Source organism: Asinibacterium sp. OR53 (assembly GCF_000515315.1).
Taxonomy (GTDB): Bacteria; Bacteroidota; Bacteroidia; order Chitinophagales; family Chitinophagaceae; genus Sediminibacterium.
Map to the genome: position 1 here is coordinate 3,484,008 of NZ_KI911562.1, position 16,867 is coordinate 3,500,874.

Here is a 16,867-nt window from a genome sequence, read left to right on the forward strand (position 1 = left end):
TACGGAAAGGGTTTCTTTGTTTAACAAAATAGGCATCCTTGAAAAGAACTAGTTTACTTGGGCCATTTGTATATCAGGTGTTTAGTTCGGTAACCAATCTTAAGTCCCCCAAAAAGTGGTTCGAGAAACGTCCAGCCCAGGCAACAAGTGACCCGCAGCAGTAGCTGCGGTTTTGCTTTTCTGTAAAAGCCGAATTTATGACTCTTACACTTAGGTAAAGTACAAAGGAAAAAGACTCGCATTTCGTTTATCGTCAGACTACATGAACGCTCAATTCCTTTGTTTTCGCTTAGAAAATTTTCTTGTTCGTCTTCAGTAATTTCTCTTATTTTACTCTCCCCCCAATCCATCCATTTATAAATGTTAACCCCATGCAGGATACCCTCACTGTACGGCTAGAAGCTGCGCGCAAGGAATTGCTGGACCTCGGAATGAGAAACCCGCTACTAAATTATCGCCCCACCTCAGCCCGTGGCCTATCCATTGTAGATGAGAAATCAGAGATGATCTACCAGTTACTGGTCAGTACACAAAAAACAATGGGGTTCGGCAGCCGTTCTACAAAAAAAGGCGAATCGGGATTAGAAGAACTACTGATACCTGAGCTATCTCAAGAGGAACTTGAAGATCATTATTCGGACAATAAGCTCCAGACCAATGAATCAGATACATCATTACAGTACAAATTGTTGAACACATTTTATGCAGCCAATACGTTCATTGAAGAGCAGGGCGTAAATGCACTTTTTCTAGCTCTTGGCATGCTCGAATGGTATGAGTCTGAGAACAGCAAAGAACAAAGACTGGCGCCCCTTGTACTCGTCCCCGTTAAATTGCATCGTTCTAGTGCTCGAGACCGCTTTAGCCTTAGCTACAATGAGAATGAGATACAGGCAAATATATCACTGGAAGCAAAACTTAAAACAGAGTTTAGCATTGGGATGCCCGTCTTTCCTGAACCGGACGACTTCAATATAAATTCTTACTACGAAAATGTAGAACAGGCTATCGCTGAAATGTCTAATTGGAAATTGCAACACAACAATATACAGTTAGGCTTCTTTTCCTTCGGTAAGTTTATGATCTATCATGATCTTGACAGTTCTAAATGGCCAGATGATAAAAAGCCAGTTGCACATCCATTGCTTAACCAGTTATTCGGAGAAGGGTTTTCCAATGTACAATTGCAGTATGATGAATCCTCGTTTATAGATCGCGATACGCCGGCTGACAAACTCTTTCAGGTAGTGGATGCAGATAGTTCGCAAATATTGTCCATGTTGGCAGTGCGGCAGGGTAAAGATATGGTTATTCAAGGACCGCCCGGTACCGGTAAGTCACAGACCATCACCAATCTGATTGCAGATGCAATAGGTAATAATAAAAAAGTATTGTTTGTCGCTGAAAAAATGGCTGCTTTGGATGTTGTGAAACGAAGACTTGACAGTATACATCTCGGCGAGGCTTGCTTAGAATTGCATAGCCATAAGTCAAATAAGAAATTACTTCACGATGAACTTAAACGCATTCTAGATCTCGGGAAACCGACCTTATCAAGGCTGGAACAGGAACTTACATTATTGGACAATTTCCGAGGTGAACTAAATGACTATTGTGAGGCTGTAAACGCAGTGGTAGGAGCAAGCGGCTTATCTGTGCATACCATTATTGGACATTTGCTACAAATACGCATGCAGTCACATGGAGCCACTTTGCAGGAAATCCGTATCTCTAATATCAACAATTGGGATAGCCAGCAGCTGATAAGAGCCGAAGCGTTCGCAGAAAGAATAAAAGTTCGTCTTAAAGAGATTGGCACACCATCACGCCTTTCTTTTTGGGGAAGTAAACTAAAAGTACTCATGCCCAAAGAGGAAGAACAGATGCGCAGTCTGTTAATAAAACTTTCAATACATGTGCAGGTATTATCAGAACTGGCCAAACAGTCTGCTGCAATTCTATCCGTATCTCTTCCTCACGATAAAAAAGACATGGAGTCAATAGCGCCGACACTGCTTGCGGCTTCTGAGGCACCACAATTGGAAAAATTATCTATTACTGACAATAGATGGAATAATAGACAGGAGGAGATAATAGACCTCTTGAATATGCACGCTGTGTTTTGGCCTGCATGCGAAAAACTAGAAGATGAATTGATACATAACGGGTGGAAGGAGTCTTTGATTGACGTGCGAACCAACTTAGTTAATTATGGCGACAAATGGTATCGCTTTATTAAAAAGGATTATAACCGTGCAATAAAGAAATTAAAGGGCTTATGCAAAACCTCGCTTCCTCCCACAAACATTTTAAGGCTGGAACTGGTAGATACCATATTAGAAACACAAAAGCTTTCCACAAACATTAATGCACAGGAATCACTCAGTAGTTCACTATTTGGAGAAAGATTATTTCCTAAAGCAAATTTTATTGAACTCAAAACTTGCGCAATCTACCTCGGTCGTATACATAAAGGCATAGAGGCTAGTGCCCTAAGCTCGCAATTATTAATGTTACTGGAGACCGGCTTTGACCGTATGAAATTTGCAAATTTGTACCAGGAAATAACAGATGCTTTGCAGCATTATGACAGTTTGATAGCAACATGGACCGATATCGCAAAAATGCGACTACCATCCGGTAAATATAGTGATCAGCTTAACTATTATCAATCCTGGAGCACCTCCTTTCTCGATATTCATAAAATAATTGCCTGGAACAATTTGGTCGAAGCCGCCCAAGAAGAGGGGTTTGATTACCTGATTGAACATAGTATCGATTGGGAAGGTGCTGCAGAACATCTTACCACTGCATTGCGCAAAACCTATTTTGAACATTTACTCACCCATGCAATAGAAAAATACCCCGCACTGCGTCGTTTCGAGCGTGCCAGTCACGAAGAAGTCATAAGACGTTTTCAGGAAATGGACCGTTTGCAACAACAATATAATCGCACAAAGGTAGCACTAGCCCACTACACCTCTATTCCACGCGGAGAAGCAGGTGGTCAATTGGGTACTCTTAAAACGGAATTTAATAAGCGACGTGGTCACAAACCTATCCGCAAACTAATGTCAGAAGCAGGCCATGCGATACAAGCAATCAAGCCAGTCTTTATGATGAGTCCGCTTTCCATCGCTAATTTCATTCCACCAGGAAGTGTTGAATTTGATCTTGTAATATTTGATGAAGCCAGTCAGGTTAAACCCGTAGATGCATTAGGCGCTATCCTCCGAGCAAAGCAGGTAGTAGTAGTTGGCGACAGCAAACAATTGCCACCGACGAGTTTCTTTGATTCTATGAGCAAAGAGAATGATGATGAAGATAACGTAACTGCAGATATGCAAAGTATACTTGGATTATTCGATGCTAAAATGAATGCTCGACGCATGCTCCGTTGGCATTATAGAAGTAAACATGAGTCGCTAATTACCCTTTCCAATCATGCGTTCTATGAAAACAAACTGGTTATATTCCCCAGCCCAGGCTCTCGCCATCGGCTCGGTCTAGTATATCATCATCTTCCTCAAACGGCTTATGACAGAGGCAAAACACGTTCGAATATATTGGAGGCTGAAGCGGTTGCGGATGCCGTAATCAGCCATGCGCAGATGCATCCAAAGCAAAGCCTCGGTGTGGTGGCTTTTAGTACAGCGCAAAAGGATGCTATTCTAAATGCATTAGAGATTAAACGCCGACGCCAGCCTGAACTGGAAAACTTCTTCAATGGTCATCACAATGAACCCTTTTTTGTAAAGAATCTGGAAAACGTACAAGGCGATGAACGTGACGTAATATTTATCAGTATTGGTTACGGGAAAACAGCAGAAGGGTTTGTGGCTATGGCATTCGGGCCACTAACCAACGATGGTGGTGAAAGGCGGTTAAACGTACTCATCAGTCGTGCCAAAATGCGATGCGAAGTCTTTACGAATATTACAGCTGACGATATAGACACTACACGCACCAAAAGTATAGGGATACGAATACTAAAGGATTTTCTGTATTTCGCACAACACGGGAAACTTCATCTGGTCGAGGAAACCGAACTCGGACCGCAAAGTCCATTTGAAGAGATTGTTGCGCAGCAATTAACTACCGCAGGCTATATAGTCCGCAGTCAGGTTGGCTCACATGGATTCTATCTTGATTTGGCAATCGTCGATTCTCAAAACCCAGGACGTTATTTGCTAGGTATAGAATGCGACGGCGCTTCATATCATAGTGCCCGCTCGGCCCGCGACAGAGATCGCCTCCGGCAGCAAGTACTAGAGGGCATTGGTTGGCGCATACACAGAATATGGAGCACTGATTGGTTCCGAAATCCTGATCAAGAATTAAAACGGGTAATAGGAGCGATCGAAAAAGCGCGTGTACAAATGGAGGTCGATGACGCAGAACAGGACAAACAGCGAGAACTACATGAATCTGCTCAGGCAATACTCCGCGAAACAGCAATGTTGGAAGTTAAAGCACCAGTATATTATACTACTGGCCGGCTGAATGAATCCATTGTCGGCGTAGAATTACACCTTCATCCAGTTGGCAAACTCGCTGAATGGATGGAACAGATTGTCCAGATTGAAAGCCCAGTCCATTTTGATGAGGTAGCAAGGCGTATTACTGAAGCAGCTGGCATCGCCCGCATTGGCAGCCGTATACGAGAAACATTACAAATGGCAGCGTCTTTCGCACAAAGTCAAGGCACACTCAGTATGAAAGATGAATTTTTATGGATACCAGGCATACAGAAAGCAGTAGTACGTGATCGCAGTCTACTGCCCTCCTTTTCTCGAAAACTCGAATTCATTGCACCAGAAGAAATGATGCTAGCCATACAGAAGACGGTGGCTGATGCAGTGGCCATCCAAGCATACGCTGCTATTCCCATTATAGCAAAAATGTTTGGATGGCTGCGTGTAACTGAAGAAATGCGTGAATCAATTCAAGCAAACATTAATACAGCGATCACCAACAATATCATCGCCTTGGATAAAGAATGGCTAAAACCAATAAAAGATTGACAAGAAAATACAGAATATTAGCCGAATATTTGATTGAGTCGAGCAGCATATTCTGCCGGCAGTTTCCTTCACCTACGCTTTGCATCATTATCTATTTGCCTTGTATCTTTTTCATAAAGTCAGGCCTCGGCAAAAATTGCATTCTGTGGCCGGTCCTGCGCTTTTCAAATATTCCTTGTTCTGCAAGACCGTTTAAATCATTTCTTGCCGTTTGATTACTGACTCCAAACTTATTCTGTACCTGCTGAACCGTAAAAAACAGTGTAGAGTCCTGCATCAGTTCCTGTAGAAGGATGATCTGTCGTTCATTAAAGTTGGTATGTCTGAGCAGGGTTAATGCATTCTGCTTTTCCGTCGTTTTTCGCTTGATATATTGCCTGAGTTCATCCAGCGCTTTGTCTATGGATTTAAGATTGTAGATGATAAAATAAGTCAGGTCATTGTCATCCTGTTCAGTATGCAGGTACGCCTTGGCATACTGCGCTTTGGAATGCAGGATAATCCTTGAAACGGACATGTATTCGATTAGCCAGTACCCGTGTTTCAACAGATACCAGTAAAAAAGGGTTCGCGCCGTACGCCCATTACCGTCAGGGAAAGGGTGAATATACCCCATCAGGAAATGAACGATAATACCTCTGGTGATGGGATGAAGAAAAAAGGAAAGTTTCAGGTCATCATTAGCGAAGTTGCAGAAGGCCTTCATGAGGTCGTCCAACTGTCCGGCCACGGGAGGGCTATATAATACTGCCCCGGTCTGAACATCAACGACATTGAAATCATCTGTGGTCCTGAAAGTGCCCGGCTCTTCCCCATAAAGGGTGTCTTTGGTAATAATGGCCTGCAGTGTTTTGATCCTGTCGATGGTGAACGGTTCCTCCTTATGTGCTACGATCCATTTCATCGCCTCGTAGTTATTCAGGATCATCTGCTCGGAATGGTTGCGGGGCTTACGGTTGTTCTCCAGCATTTCTTTGGCCACTTTTCGGGTGGTTGCCGCACCTTCCAGCTGACTAGACGCAATGGCTTCTTCCATCAGTGAACTGATCAAATACCGATCCTGGTCCTCCGAGGGAATGACAGTATCACCCTGCAGGTTGCCGCCAAGGTTCATGTCAAACGTATGGAGATATTCCTGTACGACTGTGGGCGTATTTACCTTGAAGCTGAACCCGGGAAGCTGGGAAATAGTCAGTGATTTTTGCCCGATACGTGCCGTCTTTACACCGGCCCAAAGCTGCTGGGGGTCCATCCCCCAGTCTGATGCCAGGTATTTCCATTTATCGTAGTAGTGATATTTCGTGTCATTGAGTTCGAATAAAAGCCTGAATTGCTCGTTATTCAGGCTCGCGAGGAATTCCGCATAATTGAAATTCCTGGGCACAATCGGAACCCGTTCCGGCTTATTCATAATAACTCCAAATTTTGTCAAAATTAGGAGTTTTGACAAAAAGTCCGCTAGAATACCTCAAAAAACTCCAAAAATTTTACAAATTAGGAGTTTCTGTCAGTTAGAAAGCAGTCAACTTTGGTCAATAATAAAAGGTAACAATATACAATTCTAACCCGCTCTTAATGGAAACGTATAATAGGCGAGTTCAATGGTCGAAGGAAAAGGTCTAAGGCAATTGCACTGCGCGTACCGATGGACTTTCGACTGAAAGCTTGCTGAAGAAATACTACGAAAAAAACAGGGGCAGTATTATGATCCTGCTCGAGTACAATGCCAGAATGCACAATCTTTTAAAAAGCTATCTGCGATAAAGCAGTTTTTTCGGCATTCCTTCGGGAGCGCTTCGGGGCCCCTTCGCACCTGCTTCGGGATTGATTCGGGTTTCCTTCGCACCTGCTTCGGTGTTTCTTCGGGATTGCTTCGGGAATTTGCGAAGCGATCCCGAAGCGGTCTCGAAGGATCTCCGAAGGAAACCCGAATCAATCCCGAATCGATCCCGAGAGACAGTCGAAGAACACTCGAAACGCTCCCGAAGCAGCTTCGAATCACAGAACTATTTTCCTTCAACAGACCATTAAATATCAACCAATTAATAGGGGTGGTGTAAGCTTCCCCCGAATGTTACCCATATGAGGTTGGAGTTAACTGAGGGTCCATCCCCGAGTCTGCGGCCAGGTATTTCCATTTATCGTAGTAATAATTTCGTGTCGTTGAGTTCGAATAAAAGCCTGAATTGCTCCTCATCCAGCTTCGCAAGGAATTCCGCGTAATTGAAATTCATGGGCACAATCGGAACTCTTTCCGGTTTATTCATAACAACTCCAAATTTTCACTAAATTAGGAGTTTTGACAAAAAATTCGCTAGAACACCTAAGAAACTCCAAAAATTTTACAAATTAGGAGCTTCTATCAGTTAGAAAATTGATTAATTTTACACCAGTGAAGGAAAATGTGAACATAACAGAGATTTTACCCAAAGAATCATTCTGGGATATGAAATTCGATCAGCTAAAAGCTGACCGGGATAAATCTCTTATTGTTGCAAGAGCGCTTTATTTCACTACCCCCCAAACCTTTGACAGAGATATCGAACGACTCGAGAGGATTTATAGTAAAACTGAGATCCTTCACGAATTGAAATCCACCAAAGAACTTCTAAGCAATAAATTGCTTGCTTTAGTTGCCAGTCGATATCATGTTCCCGCCTTTAATCGTTTTACTCATCCGCGTCAAAATAAAGCGGAAAGACGTCAATTGAATCATGTCTGATAATCAGGCTGTTTCCCAGGAATTACTGGAAACTATACACGAATTGCAACAACTATCATCTCTTTCCGAGTTTGGGCTTGCCGGCGGGACCAATTTGGCACTGAGATATGGACATCGTATTTCAGTTGACATCGACCTGTTTTCACCTTCTATGATTGGAATAAAGGGTTTAGAAAACATTTGTGAGCAGATCAAAGTCGAGATCATGCAAAATGTTCCTTTACTCGACGAATTTGAGATCAACGATGCAATCAGGATGGTTACTGTCAAAGACATAGGTGTATTGAAATTGAAGAGTCTTTGCTCGCGCATGGCAAAAAAAGATGCGTATGATCTTGATTTAATAACTGACCAGAAGGGTTATTCGTTAGAAGAATTAATCGATAGATATCAGGAAAAAGAAACCAGTTTTTCAAGTGAGGCTGATGAATGGGCATTCGACCTGGACGAGCACCCAAATCCAGCTGATGACCCAAAAGCATTATTGGCTTTTGATGAAACCGGTTACATAGCTGCTGACAACAGACCTACACACTCAGATGATCAACTTAATATTATTCCATCCAGCAAGTTATATAGAGTCGCAAAAGCAAGCTGGCGCAGGAAAGTCAGAGATTATATGAGTAAAAGAGGTTTTCAATTGCCACCAGCAAAGCCGGTTAACTAGACTCTCTCCTCCTTTTTGTATAACCTATCCGTTCAATAAAAAGAGGCCGCCTCTTTTGAGACAGCCTCTTTTCATTAAAGATTAATCACATGATATTGGATCGCTAATTTTTAAGATACCCATAATATTCATCATCCGTTGCACAATCCCACCAAACCGGCATACTCCAGATATTGGGATCAGCAGCATGTTTATTTAACGCAAGTGTATTTACAGAGTTGTAATTGATCTCATAAACCGGCGGCAACTGCCAACGGCGCATCCAGTACCTGGGATCTGTTGGGGAACCACCTGTTAACTGCGACTGGCCTGTAAACAAAGGTCCACGCTGATAACCCGGGTAAACAACACCAAAGCCAGCAATGTTACCGGCGCTGAAATTAAAGCGCCGCATATCATTCCAGTTTTCAATGCTGCAACCCATCGCGACATACTTTTGCAACATGATGTCTGACATTGTCAGCGCACCCGGGGCAACGGCAGTACTCGCCATATAAGCAGTGATGGCATTTTGATCCATAGGTGCCATATCAGGATTGGTAGCAGTATATCCAGCGGCTTTCCATTGGGCCAGTTTAGCCTGCATCATATCCATATGTGCCTGGATACCGGCTTTATATGCTGTATACGCATTTCCCGCATCTCCTTTTCGCATATAAACTTCGGCCTTGATAAAACACATTTCATGGTAAGTCACGATCTCCTGGTCTGAAACTGGCCGAACCTGGAATGAACCGGTAGACGCCACCACGCCGGCGTTGAACGCGGCGGTAGAAGGATACCAGCTCACATCTGTTTGTCCCTGTGCAGTGATGCCTGATGTAGCAACAGAACTGCTGCGCAGGTTTACATAAATGGTATCGCCTGCATACAGGTAATTGGTGCTGTTAACAAAAATAGAACCGGCCTTGTAGATCACTACTACGTTATTACCACTGCTGCTGGCATCATAACGTCCTGCTGCTATCTGTACGGCAGCAAAATTTGCACGGTCTGTTGGATCGGCGATAGTGTATGTTATTTTCGTATTTACAGCGGCATAAGTGGGTGTTTGAATAGAAGTGGCGCCTCCTTTCAATAAGCGGGCTGCGGGGCCATAAGAATCCACGCCCTGTGCACGGGTCCAGGTATAAGAAGCCACTTTACCATTGCCATCCAGTTGCACGCCCGACATATAAGCCGGTACAATTTTACTCATGCGGGGATCTGTTACACCTGAACCACGCATATTGGTCAGCAGGTTATAATAGTACTGAGAAATGCGGTTGGAACTTCCGTAAGCTGCGTAGTCAAAGTTGCCGTTTGTTACCACCGGATCGCCATACAAATAATCGGTTATTGTGCTGTTGTTGAAGCCCGGGCCTACGATATTGTCGGCAATGGACTGCGGGCCCTTCGACAAACAATACAGCACAGAATCCGGATTGAACTCCGCTTTTTTCGACAGCTTGAGCATATAACGGGCTTTCAATCCCCAGCACATTTTTATCCACTTGCTTACATCTCCGCCGTTCCACAGATCGCCGGTAGCCAGCGCGGGCGCTGCGGCATCCTGGGTTTTACCGAACAAGCTGATGGCTTCATTCAATTTTGCCATGCATCCGTTATAAATGGTTTTGCCATCATCTGGTTTGGGACTCGGGTTCCCTGTTCCTGCCTGCGTATAAGGCATTTCTCCATACAAGTCCAGCATCTGCATATAACCCAATGCATGGAATACATCTGCCGCAGCCATATAATGATAGGCCCCCTGCTTCTGGGCCGAGTTATACATATCAACCACATTGGAAGACACTTCTACAAACCATGTTTGATAGGGCGTTGTTGAATTGCCGCTGGCACATTGCCATGTGGTACTGAATGAATTGGGGTTACCACTGTTGGAATAATAAACACCCGCCTGGCACGACGTACGAAAATTGGTAACGCCCGATGTGTACTGGTAAAAATGTTCTATCCAGGGTAGCCTGTTTTGAACCAATACGTTTTTATTGTTCGGGTTATCCGGATCCGTATTTACATCCAGGAACTTCTTACATGAGGTTGCTCCCAGTGCAAGCAGTGAAATCGCCAATATATATTTTGAGCTTTTCATAATCTTCATTTTTTCATTGGTTAAAACATAATATTTACCCCGAAAGTGAAACTCGCTGTTGCAGGCACACCCAGGTAATCTATACCTGTAGAACCTGAACCTCCTGTTCCGCCCGCAGCGCTTACTTCAGGATCCATTCCTTTGTAATTTGTCCATGTAAATAAATTCGTTCCCACAGCGGTTGCTGTAAGTCCCTTGATGATCTTCTTGTTCTTGAAATAATCTGAGAAGTCATAAGACAACGACAGGGAACGCAGTTTCACCCAATTAACAGAAGTGATAAAATTGTATGAGTTGGCCGCATAATTCTGCCAATACTGCTGTATGAGATAGTTGCCGGAATAGGTTGTTCCATTGATCACGTACGACTGTCCCGCTGTATAGGTTTGGTTGAAATCAGCACCTGTAAGGCTGTTAACACCAGACACGGTTACCGATTGGCGACCGTTCTGTGTTGTTAATTTGCTCAACCCGTTTGTAACCATCGCATACGCTGTACCATTGAACACATCTCCTCCCTTGCGGATATCGAGCAGGAATGACAAAGCGAATTTTTTGTAGCGGAATGTATTGTTAAACCCGCCGATCCAACTCGGTTCACGGTTACCTACTACCGGGTTGGTCGTGTTCAGTTTGTAGAATCCTGTAGAAGGATCTACCTGGTAACGTCCGTTGGGTATTTCAACGCCTTTGGCATCCAGTTCACGCAAATAGGGCTGGCCCGTCATTCCCAAAAAGTAACCACCGTTGGGGATGGATGCCGCTTTGATGGTTCCGAATTGAGCATCCGTAGGGTAGAAATAAGCTACACCCGGAATGAAGGCTCCCAGCCTGCCTTTGTTATAAGAAAAATTCAGTGTCGCATCCCATGTGAAATCTCTTGTTACGATGGGTTTACCGGTAACTGCAATCTCCATACCTGTATTAAGCACAGAGCCGGAATTAAGAGTGCTGAAAATAAATCCACCGGACTGGGCTAAGCGCGGCTGACCGATCTGGTTCTCTGTTTCGCTGTGATAATACGTATAATCCAAACCAATGCGCCCGTTCAGGAATCGGAGCTCACCACCTACTTCCCATGAGTTTTGAATCTCTGGTATCAGGTAAGGATTACCTGAGTAGTACTGGTTACCAATGCCGGTATATCCACCAATAGAGATCGGAGGATTTACATAAGTATTCGTTGCATAGGCATTGGCATCTTTACCAACCCTCGCCCAGCTCGCACGTACCTTACCGAAAGAAAGAATATTGTTTTTGGGCAACAATTCCGTAAACACAAAAGATCCGCTAACGGAAGGATAGAAATACGAGTTGTTTTCCAGGGGCAATGTAGAAGACCAGTCATTCCGGCTGGTTACAGTAAGGAAAGCGATGTTTCTATAAGAAGCACCAACTTCTCCATAAGCACCTACCAAACGCTTTCTCGTTGTACCATCAGTAAAGAATTTATTGGTCGATGCCATATTATTAAAGCTGATGGTACCGGCTGTAATAAAATTATATCCCCAATGATTCTGGTTTGATATCAGCGTGTTTTCAGAAGTTGTTCCCAACATCAGGTGCGTATCAAAATCGCCAAAGGTTTTATGGAGATTGCTCATGACAGTTGTGGTAATATATCGATAGTCATACAGGTCTTTGCTCAAGCGGCCGTTCTGATACAGCGGGGCTAACGCAGATCCGGGCGCGATATAGGTGTAATCATTGGTTGAGTACTGGTCGTATCCCAAACGGGCTATTACGTCCCACCATTTTGCAATCTTATAGGTTCCGTTGATGCCTCCGGTGATACGCTTGGTTTGTGAAGTCAGGTTGTCTTTGTTGATAATCCAGTATGGGTTATCGATATCGTTTTCCAGCGGAAGTGTTCCGGCAAAGATCCGGTGCTGCGAACCATCCGGGTTGAGGTAATTCTTGATATTGAATGTTTGCGGGAAAGTGTACAACGACTGCATACTTCCAACGCCGCTTCCATACAATCCAGCAGTAGTCAGTGTTCTGTTGATATTCGCTATCGAATAGGCAACATTCGCATTCAGTGTTAAAGCCCCATACTTCTGTTCGCCGTTAAAACGAAAAGTAGTTTTATCATATTTCGTGTTGGGAACAATACCTGTTTGATCAAAATTAGATCCCGATAAAAAGAAAGAACCGTTTTTTGAACCGCCCGACACGTTTACGTTGTTGTCATACACAATACCGTTCTGAAAGAAGTTACCGATGTTGTTGTACAGTGTATCTGCGGAGGTAAGTTTTTGTCCCCAGTTGCTATACGAAATATTATTCAACACACCGTTGCTGGAATAAACACCATTACCAAATTGGGTTTGCACTTCGGGTAATTTATTTGCCCAGGAAGTGCTTACTTTACTGGTAGCATTCACTTTTACAACACCTTCAGCTCCTTTCTTTGTAGTGATAATAACCACACCGTCGGCCGCCCTTGATCCGTACAACGCAGCAGCAGCAGCGCCTTTCAGCACCGACAGGCTCTCCACGTCTTCCGGGTTCACATCCATGATACGGTTTGAGAAAGTGGTGTTGCTGCGCGACAAACCATCGGTACCCGTATTACCGGTAACAGTGGTTGAGTTATCGTATATAACACCGTCGATCACAAATAAAGGCTGGTTCTGCCTGCCCTCAGAGGTAGAGTTACCACCGCGGATGGTGATAGAAGCTCCGGCGCCTGCCGAACCGCTGAATTGCGTGATGTTTACACCTGGCACCTTGCCTGCTAAAGAGTTAACAACATTGGTGTTTTTATTTTTCATCAATTCCTGCGCATTCAGGTCAGTAACTGAATATCCCAATGCCTTTCGTTCTTTTTTAATACCCATCGCCGTAACAACCACATCATTCAGCTGCGCGGTATCTTTTGCCAGGCTTACCTGCATGCCGGCTGTGGCTTTTACCTTCTGTGTGGTATAGCCCACATAGCTGAATTGCAGCGTTGCGTTTTTGCTGGCATTAATGGTGAATTTGCCCTTATCATCCGTTACAGCCGACCGGTTGGTACCGCTTACGGTAACTGTTACGCCCGCCAGCGGAGTACCATCGTCTGCAAGTACGGTTCCGCTAATGGGAACGCCTTGGGCAACGAGGTTGTTTGTCATCATGCTCATGAACACAAGCATGACCAAACTAAAAAGCTTCCATTTTCTCATAAGTATACTTTTGGTTGTTTATAAAATCTTTGTAATCGGTATCGATTGGGAATGATCGCTATAGACATAATGACCACGCAAAACATTGCATCCTTAATCAATTTTTTTACGCACAAATCCGCAGATAGAAAAAGTGGGCAATGAACCGGTTAAGCAATACATTAAAAAAACGCAAAAAACAGCAAAGTTTTTGAAATTGCAGGATCAGCGGGTGGAAATGGGCTTTTTCCCGGTAAAAAGAGGGGATGAAGGGTTATGGGGAAGCTAGCTGAGGAGCTTTATCAGGTATTTAGGCGATTCAGTGTACCCCTGCCGGTAATAAAAACGATGTGCATCCTTCCGCCTTTCATGGCAGTGCACTTCTATTCGGTTACATTTTCTTTCTCTGGCCAGTTCTTCGGCGTATTGTTCCATCTCGCGGCCAACGCCTTTGCTCCTGTAGTTATGATCAACTGAAAAATATCCGATCCTGGCAATATCTCCTTTCAATCCTAATTGAACCAGGAATTCCAATACCATGAACGCCACTACTTTCCCATCCGTTTCATATACCAATAGAAATACCAGCGGGTTTTGAAAGATCATTTCCATTTTCTCTTTCAAAAACCCGCCGGTATGCGGATAATCCAACTGATCAAGCAGGTTTTCTATGGCATCACTATCGGCTAATACAGCTTTTCGAACAGGCATACAAAATGACTTTAGTTTTCAAAGCTAATAATAGGGTGCATCATTCAGCCAAATAAAGCGCTTGTAGTTTTTTACGCTTGGCTTTGTTCAGTCCCATTTCCTTTTCAAGATAATTGTCGATAGAGCCATACTGTTCTTCTAATGAGCTGAATGTAGCCTCTATGTATTCTTCGCGCGCGGCCATCATATTGCCGGCTACTTTTTCACTCATACCATATCCTTTTACCATAGCAGGAATAGCTTTTGCATTGGCAGAACGGCGATACACATTGGTGGCAATATAATCCTGTACAATAACAGTTTTATCAACACCCAGCGCATACAATATCAATGCAGTGGCAATGCCTGTTCTGTCTTTACCTGCTGTACAATGATACAGCAAAGCATTGCCGGCTTGCAGACCCAGCAACGCATCAAAGACCGGCCTGTACCTTTCACGGAAAGGAGCAGTATTACGATAAAAACTTACCAATGAAGAATCCGGTGGCAATTGCAGACCCAGGCTTTTATTGCTGCTGTCACCTATATGCTCGCTGCCCGCAGGTAAAGAAATACGCACTGTTCCTGCCGGAAGCCTGTCCGGCGCAGCCTTCACTTCAAAAGGCCCTCTGAAATCGGCCACAAAACCAATGTCCAGGTCCTGCAGTTTTTTCAGGTCGTTATCAGACAACCTGTTCAAAGCATCTGAGCGGTATATCTTACCCCATTTCACATGCCTGCCGTCTTTTGTAGCATACCCTCCGATATCACGAAAATTGACTGTGCCATCCAATCGAATAAAACGTTTGGCGCTGTCCGCCACCTGTGCATGGCTATCAAGCACAGCCATGCAAACCACCAATGCGCACATCCATTTTTTCATGCCTGTTCTTTTACTGCACAAAAAAAATTATTTAATCAACCACATTTTTGCCGTCACATCATCTTTACCACCATATTGTGTACCGATGGAACTAGTATAGTTGGTGTTGTTGAAGTTGATCTCATCCTGAGGATACTGCCAGCGAAGCGGTATCTGGTTGCTGGGCGTACCAATACCCACTCCCCCCTGGCTGAATGCAGGCACGCCTGTTCTGCGCCAGTTGTAATACGACTCATAGCCCGAATTCATGAAGAAAGCCACGTATTTCTGGGTGAGTATCTGAGTAAGCCCATTGGTAATATCAAAAGCCACATTCGGATTGGCAAGGAATCCATTGATATCGATCGTAGCTGTTCCCATATTGGGTTTAGTTCCATCTACATTTCCGATGGTTACGGTTTGCCCTTGCGACAAACCATAAAGGTTCATAGAAGCATTGATTCCTTTGTAGTACCAGTCTGCCGCAATAACACCCGGTATCCAACCCCTATATGCCGCTTCTGCTATGTTGAAACAAAGTTCCGGATAACCCAGCAGGATATAAGGTTCTGCGTTGGCCCCCGATGCAGAAGACATATACCTGTTGTAACTCAATGAAGAATATTTGCCATCGGTAGAGAAGTTAGACATCAACCCTTGCGACTTACCATTGTCTTCACCCACATAAGCAGTAAAATCACTTACCTGTTTGCCGGCTGCCAGTTGTGCAGGGGCCGGGATGGCCAGTACAAAAACACGGGGATCATTATAAGCTGCTGTTACATTGAAGAATGTCTGGCTGATATTTTCACAGTTATTATAAGGTGAATAACCCGAACGGTTGGGCGGATACAGGGTAACCGTAGTATAACGATAAACCATGTTATCGCTGTTCGAATTCATGATGGGGTAACTGGCAGGATTGGCAATGATATTTGCGAACTGGCTTTTAATGTTAAGGTCGGCATTGTCATCAGCTCTTTTGCTGAGGTCTATCAATACACGCAGTTTGTAAGTATTGATCACTTTACGCCATTGCAGATAAGTCAATCCAAATATATCACCGCTGGGGTCTACTTTAGTAGATGCCGTAGCAGTTGTGGTTAAATTTCCCAACAACGTGTTGGCCGTATCCAATAATGCCAGGCAGTTTTTATACACATCGTGCTGACTGTCATATACCGGTGTAAGGTTATTTTGGTTACCGGCCTGGGTCATGGGGATATCTCCTACCCTTTGTGTGAGCCAGATAAAAGCATAAGCCCTGAAAAACTTGCTCAACGCAAAATACACGTTCGTGGTATTGCCATACTGTTTCTGCGCCTGCTCTTCCAGTTTAGAGCAATACCTGATCATATCATACGTGTGATTGGTATTCGACCAGTTATACGAGTTGCCGCCGAAGTAGTAGGAATAGTTTGATACGATGTTCTGGTTATAACGGTATACCGCTGAGATAATGGGCTCTTCCTCTCTCATGAGATTGGCAGTAATATGGTTGAGGATCAAAGATGCAGGCACCGTGGCACTTTCTGCTGCAACGTTTGGATTAGAGAGCAGATCGCCTTTCTGACAGCTGCTTGCTATCAGCGTTATCGTTGTGAGGCTTATGAGGATATTTAAAAAATTTATTTTCATCTGTTAGGTTTTATAAGGTG

At 44.0% G+C, this 16,867-nt stretch carries 10 protein-coding genes; 3 read left to right on the forward strand and 7 right to left on the reverse strand.

Features of this window, described 5'->3' with window-relative positions:
• Positions 1–371 precede the first annotated feature (371 nt).
• Positions 372–5,024 carry a DUF3320 domain-containing protein gene (locus SEDOR53_RS0115545; RefSeq protein WP_026770543.1) on the forward strand — a complete coding sequence of 1,551 codons (4,653 nt, stop codon included), beginning with the start codon at positions 372–374 and terminating at the stop codon, positions 5,022–5,024.
• A gap of 91 nt (positions 5,025–5,115) precedes the next feature.
• On the opposite strand, the gene SEDOR53_RS18290 is transcribed toward SEDOR53_RS0115545, so the two are convergent.
• Positions 5,116–6,435 carry a Fic family protein gene (locus SEDOR53_RS18290; protein ID WP_051416693.1) on the reverse strand — a complete coding sequence of 440 codons (1,320 nt, stop codon included), beginning with the start codon at positions 6,433–6,435 and terminating at the stop codon, positions 5,116–5,118.
• 727 nt (positions 6,436–7,162) lie between these two features.
• On the reverse strand, positions 7,163–7,291 hold the full coding sequence (locus SEDOR53_RS19400) for a hypothetical protein (protein WP_255346348.1): 129 nt from the start codon (positions 7,289–7,291) through the stop codon (positions 7,163–7,165).
• A gap of 125 nt (positions 7,292–7,416) precedes the next feature.
• On the opposite strand from SEDOR53_RS19400, the gene SEDOR53_RS18295 reads away from it, so the two are divergent.
• The gene (locus SEDOR53_RS18295; RefSeq protein WP_070415596.1) at positions 7,417–7,746 is read left to right on the forward strand and encodes a hypothetical protein; all 330 of its coding nucleotides are present in this window, start codon (positions 7,417–7,419) and stop codon (positions 7,744–7,746) included.
• Complete coding sequence (locus tag SEDOR53_RS18705) at positions 7,739–8,413, forward strand: nucleotidyl transferase AbiEii/AbiGii toxin family protein (RefSeq protein WP_051416695.1); 675 nt, start codon at positions 7,739–7,741, stop codon at positions 8,411–8,413. Before SEDOR53_RS18295 ends, SEDOR53_RS18705 begins: the two co-directional genes overlap by 8 nt.
• Before the next feature lie 103 nt (positions 8,414–8,516).
• On the opposite strand, the gene SEDOR53_RS0115570 is transcribed toward SEDOR53_RS18705, so the two are convergent.
• The 5 genes from SEDOR53_RS0115570 to SEDOR53_RS0115595 all read right to left on the reverse strand — a co-directional run bounded on the left by SEDOR53_RS0115570 (position 8,517) and on the right by SEDOR53_RS0115595 (position 16,847).
• Complete coding sequence (locus tag SEDOR53_RS0115570) at positions 8,517–10,508, reverse strand: SusD/RagB family nutrient-binding outer membrane lipoprotein (RefSeq protein WP_026770544.1); 1,992 nt, start codon at positions 10,506–10,508, stop codon at positions 8,517–8,519.
• 20 nt (positions 10,509–10,528) lie between these two features.
• Entirely contained in the window at positions 10,529–13,678 is a 3,150-nt protein-coding gene (locus SEDOR53_RS0115575) for a SusC/RagA family TonB-linked outer membrane protein (protein WP_026770545.1), read from the reverse strand.
• Positions 13,679–13,942: 264 nt separating this feature from the next.
• Positions 13,943–14,368: a GNAT family N-acetyltransferase gene (locus SEDOR53_RS0115585; protein WP_026770546.1), complete on the reverse strand. Its 426-nt coding sequence runs from the start codon at positions 14,366–14,368 to the stop codon at positions 13,943–13,945.
• A 40-nt stretch (positions 14,369–14,408) separates the two neighbouring features.
• Positions 14,409–15,230, reverse strand: a complete 822-nt coding sequence (locus SEDOR53_RS0115590; protein ID WP_051416696.1) for a tyrosine-protein phosphatase — start codon at positions 15,228–15,230, stop codon at positions 14,409–14,411.
• 27 nt (positions 15,231–15,257) lie between these two features.
• Positions 15,258–16,847 carry a SusD/RagB family nutrient-binding outer membrane lipoprotein gene (locus SEDOR53_RS0115595; RefSeq protein ID WP_026770548.1) on the reverse strand — a complete coding sequence of 530 codons (1,590 nt, stop codon included), beginning with the start codon at positions 16,845–16,847 and terminating at the stop codon, positions 15,258–15,260.
• Positions 16,848–16,867 lie beyond the last annotated feature (20 nt).

Bases quoted from the DNA above. Each gene is read 5' to 3' on its own strand.
- SEDOR53_RS18290 (WP_051416693.1), bottom strand. From the start codon at position 6,435: ATGAATAAGCCGGAACGGGTTCCGATTGTGCCCAGGAATTTCAATTAT.
- SEDOR53_RS0115590 (WP_051416696.1), bottom strand. From the start codon at position 15,230: ATGAAAAAATGGATGTGCGCATTGGTGGTTTGCATGGCTGTGCTTGAT.
- SEDOR53_RS18705 (WP_051416695.1), top strand. From the start codon at position 7,739: ATGTCTGATAATCAGGCTGTTTCCCAGGAATTACTGGAAACTATACAC.
- SEDOR53_RS0115595 (WP_026770548.1), bottom strand. From the start codon at position 16,847: ATGAAAATAAATTTTTTAAATATCCTCATAAGCCTCACAACGATAACG.
- SEDOR53_RS0115545 (WP_026770543.1), top strand. From the start codon at position 372: ATGCAGGATACCCTCACTGTACGGCTAGAAGCTGCGCGCAAGGAATTG.
- SEDOR53_RS0115570 (WP_026770544.1), bottom strand. From the start codon at position 10,508: ATGAAAAGCTCAAAATATATATTGGCGATTTCACTGCTTGCACTGGGA.
- SEDOR53_RS0115585 (WP_026770546.1), bottom strand. From the start codon at position 14,368: ATGCCTGTTCGAAAAGCTGTATTAGCCGATAGTGATGCCATAGAAAAC.
- SEDOR53_RS19400 (WP_255346348.1), bottom strand. From the start codon at position 7,291: ATGAATAAACCGGAAAGAGTTCCGATTGTGCCCATGAATTTCAATTAC.
- SEDOR53_RS0115575 (WP_026770545.1), bottom strand. From the start codon at position 13,678: ATGAGAAAATGGAAGCTTTTTAGTTTGGTCATGCTTGTGTTCATGAGC.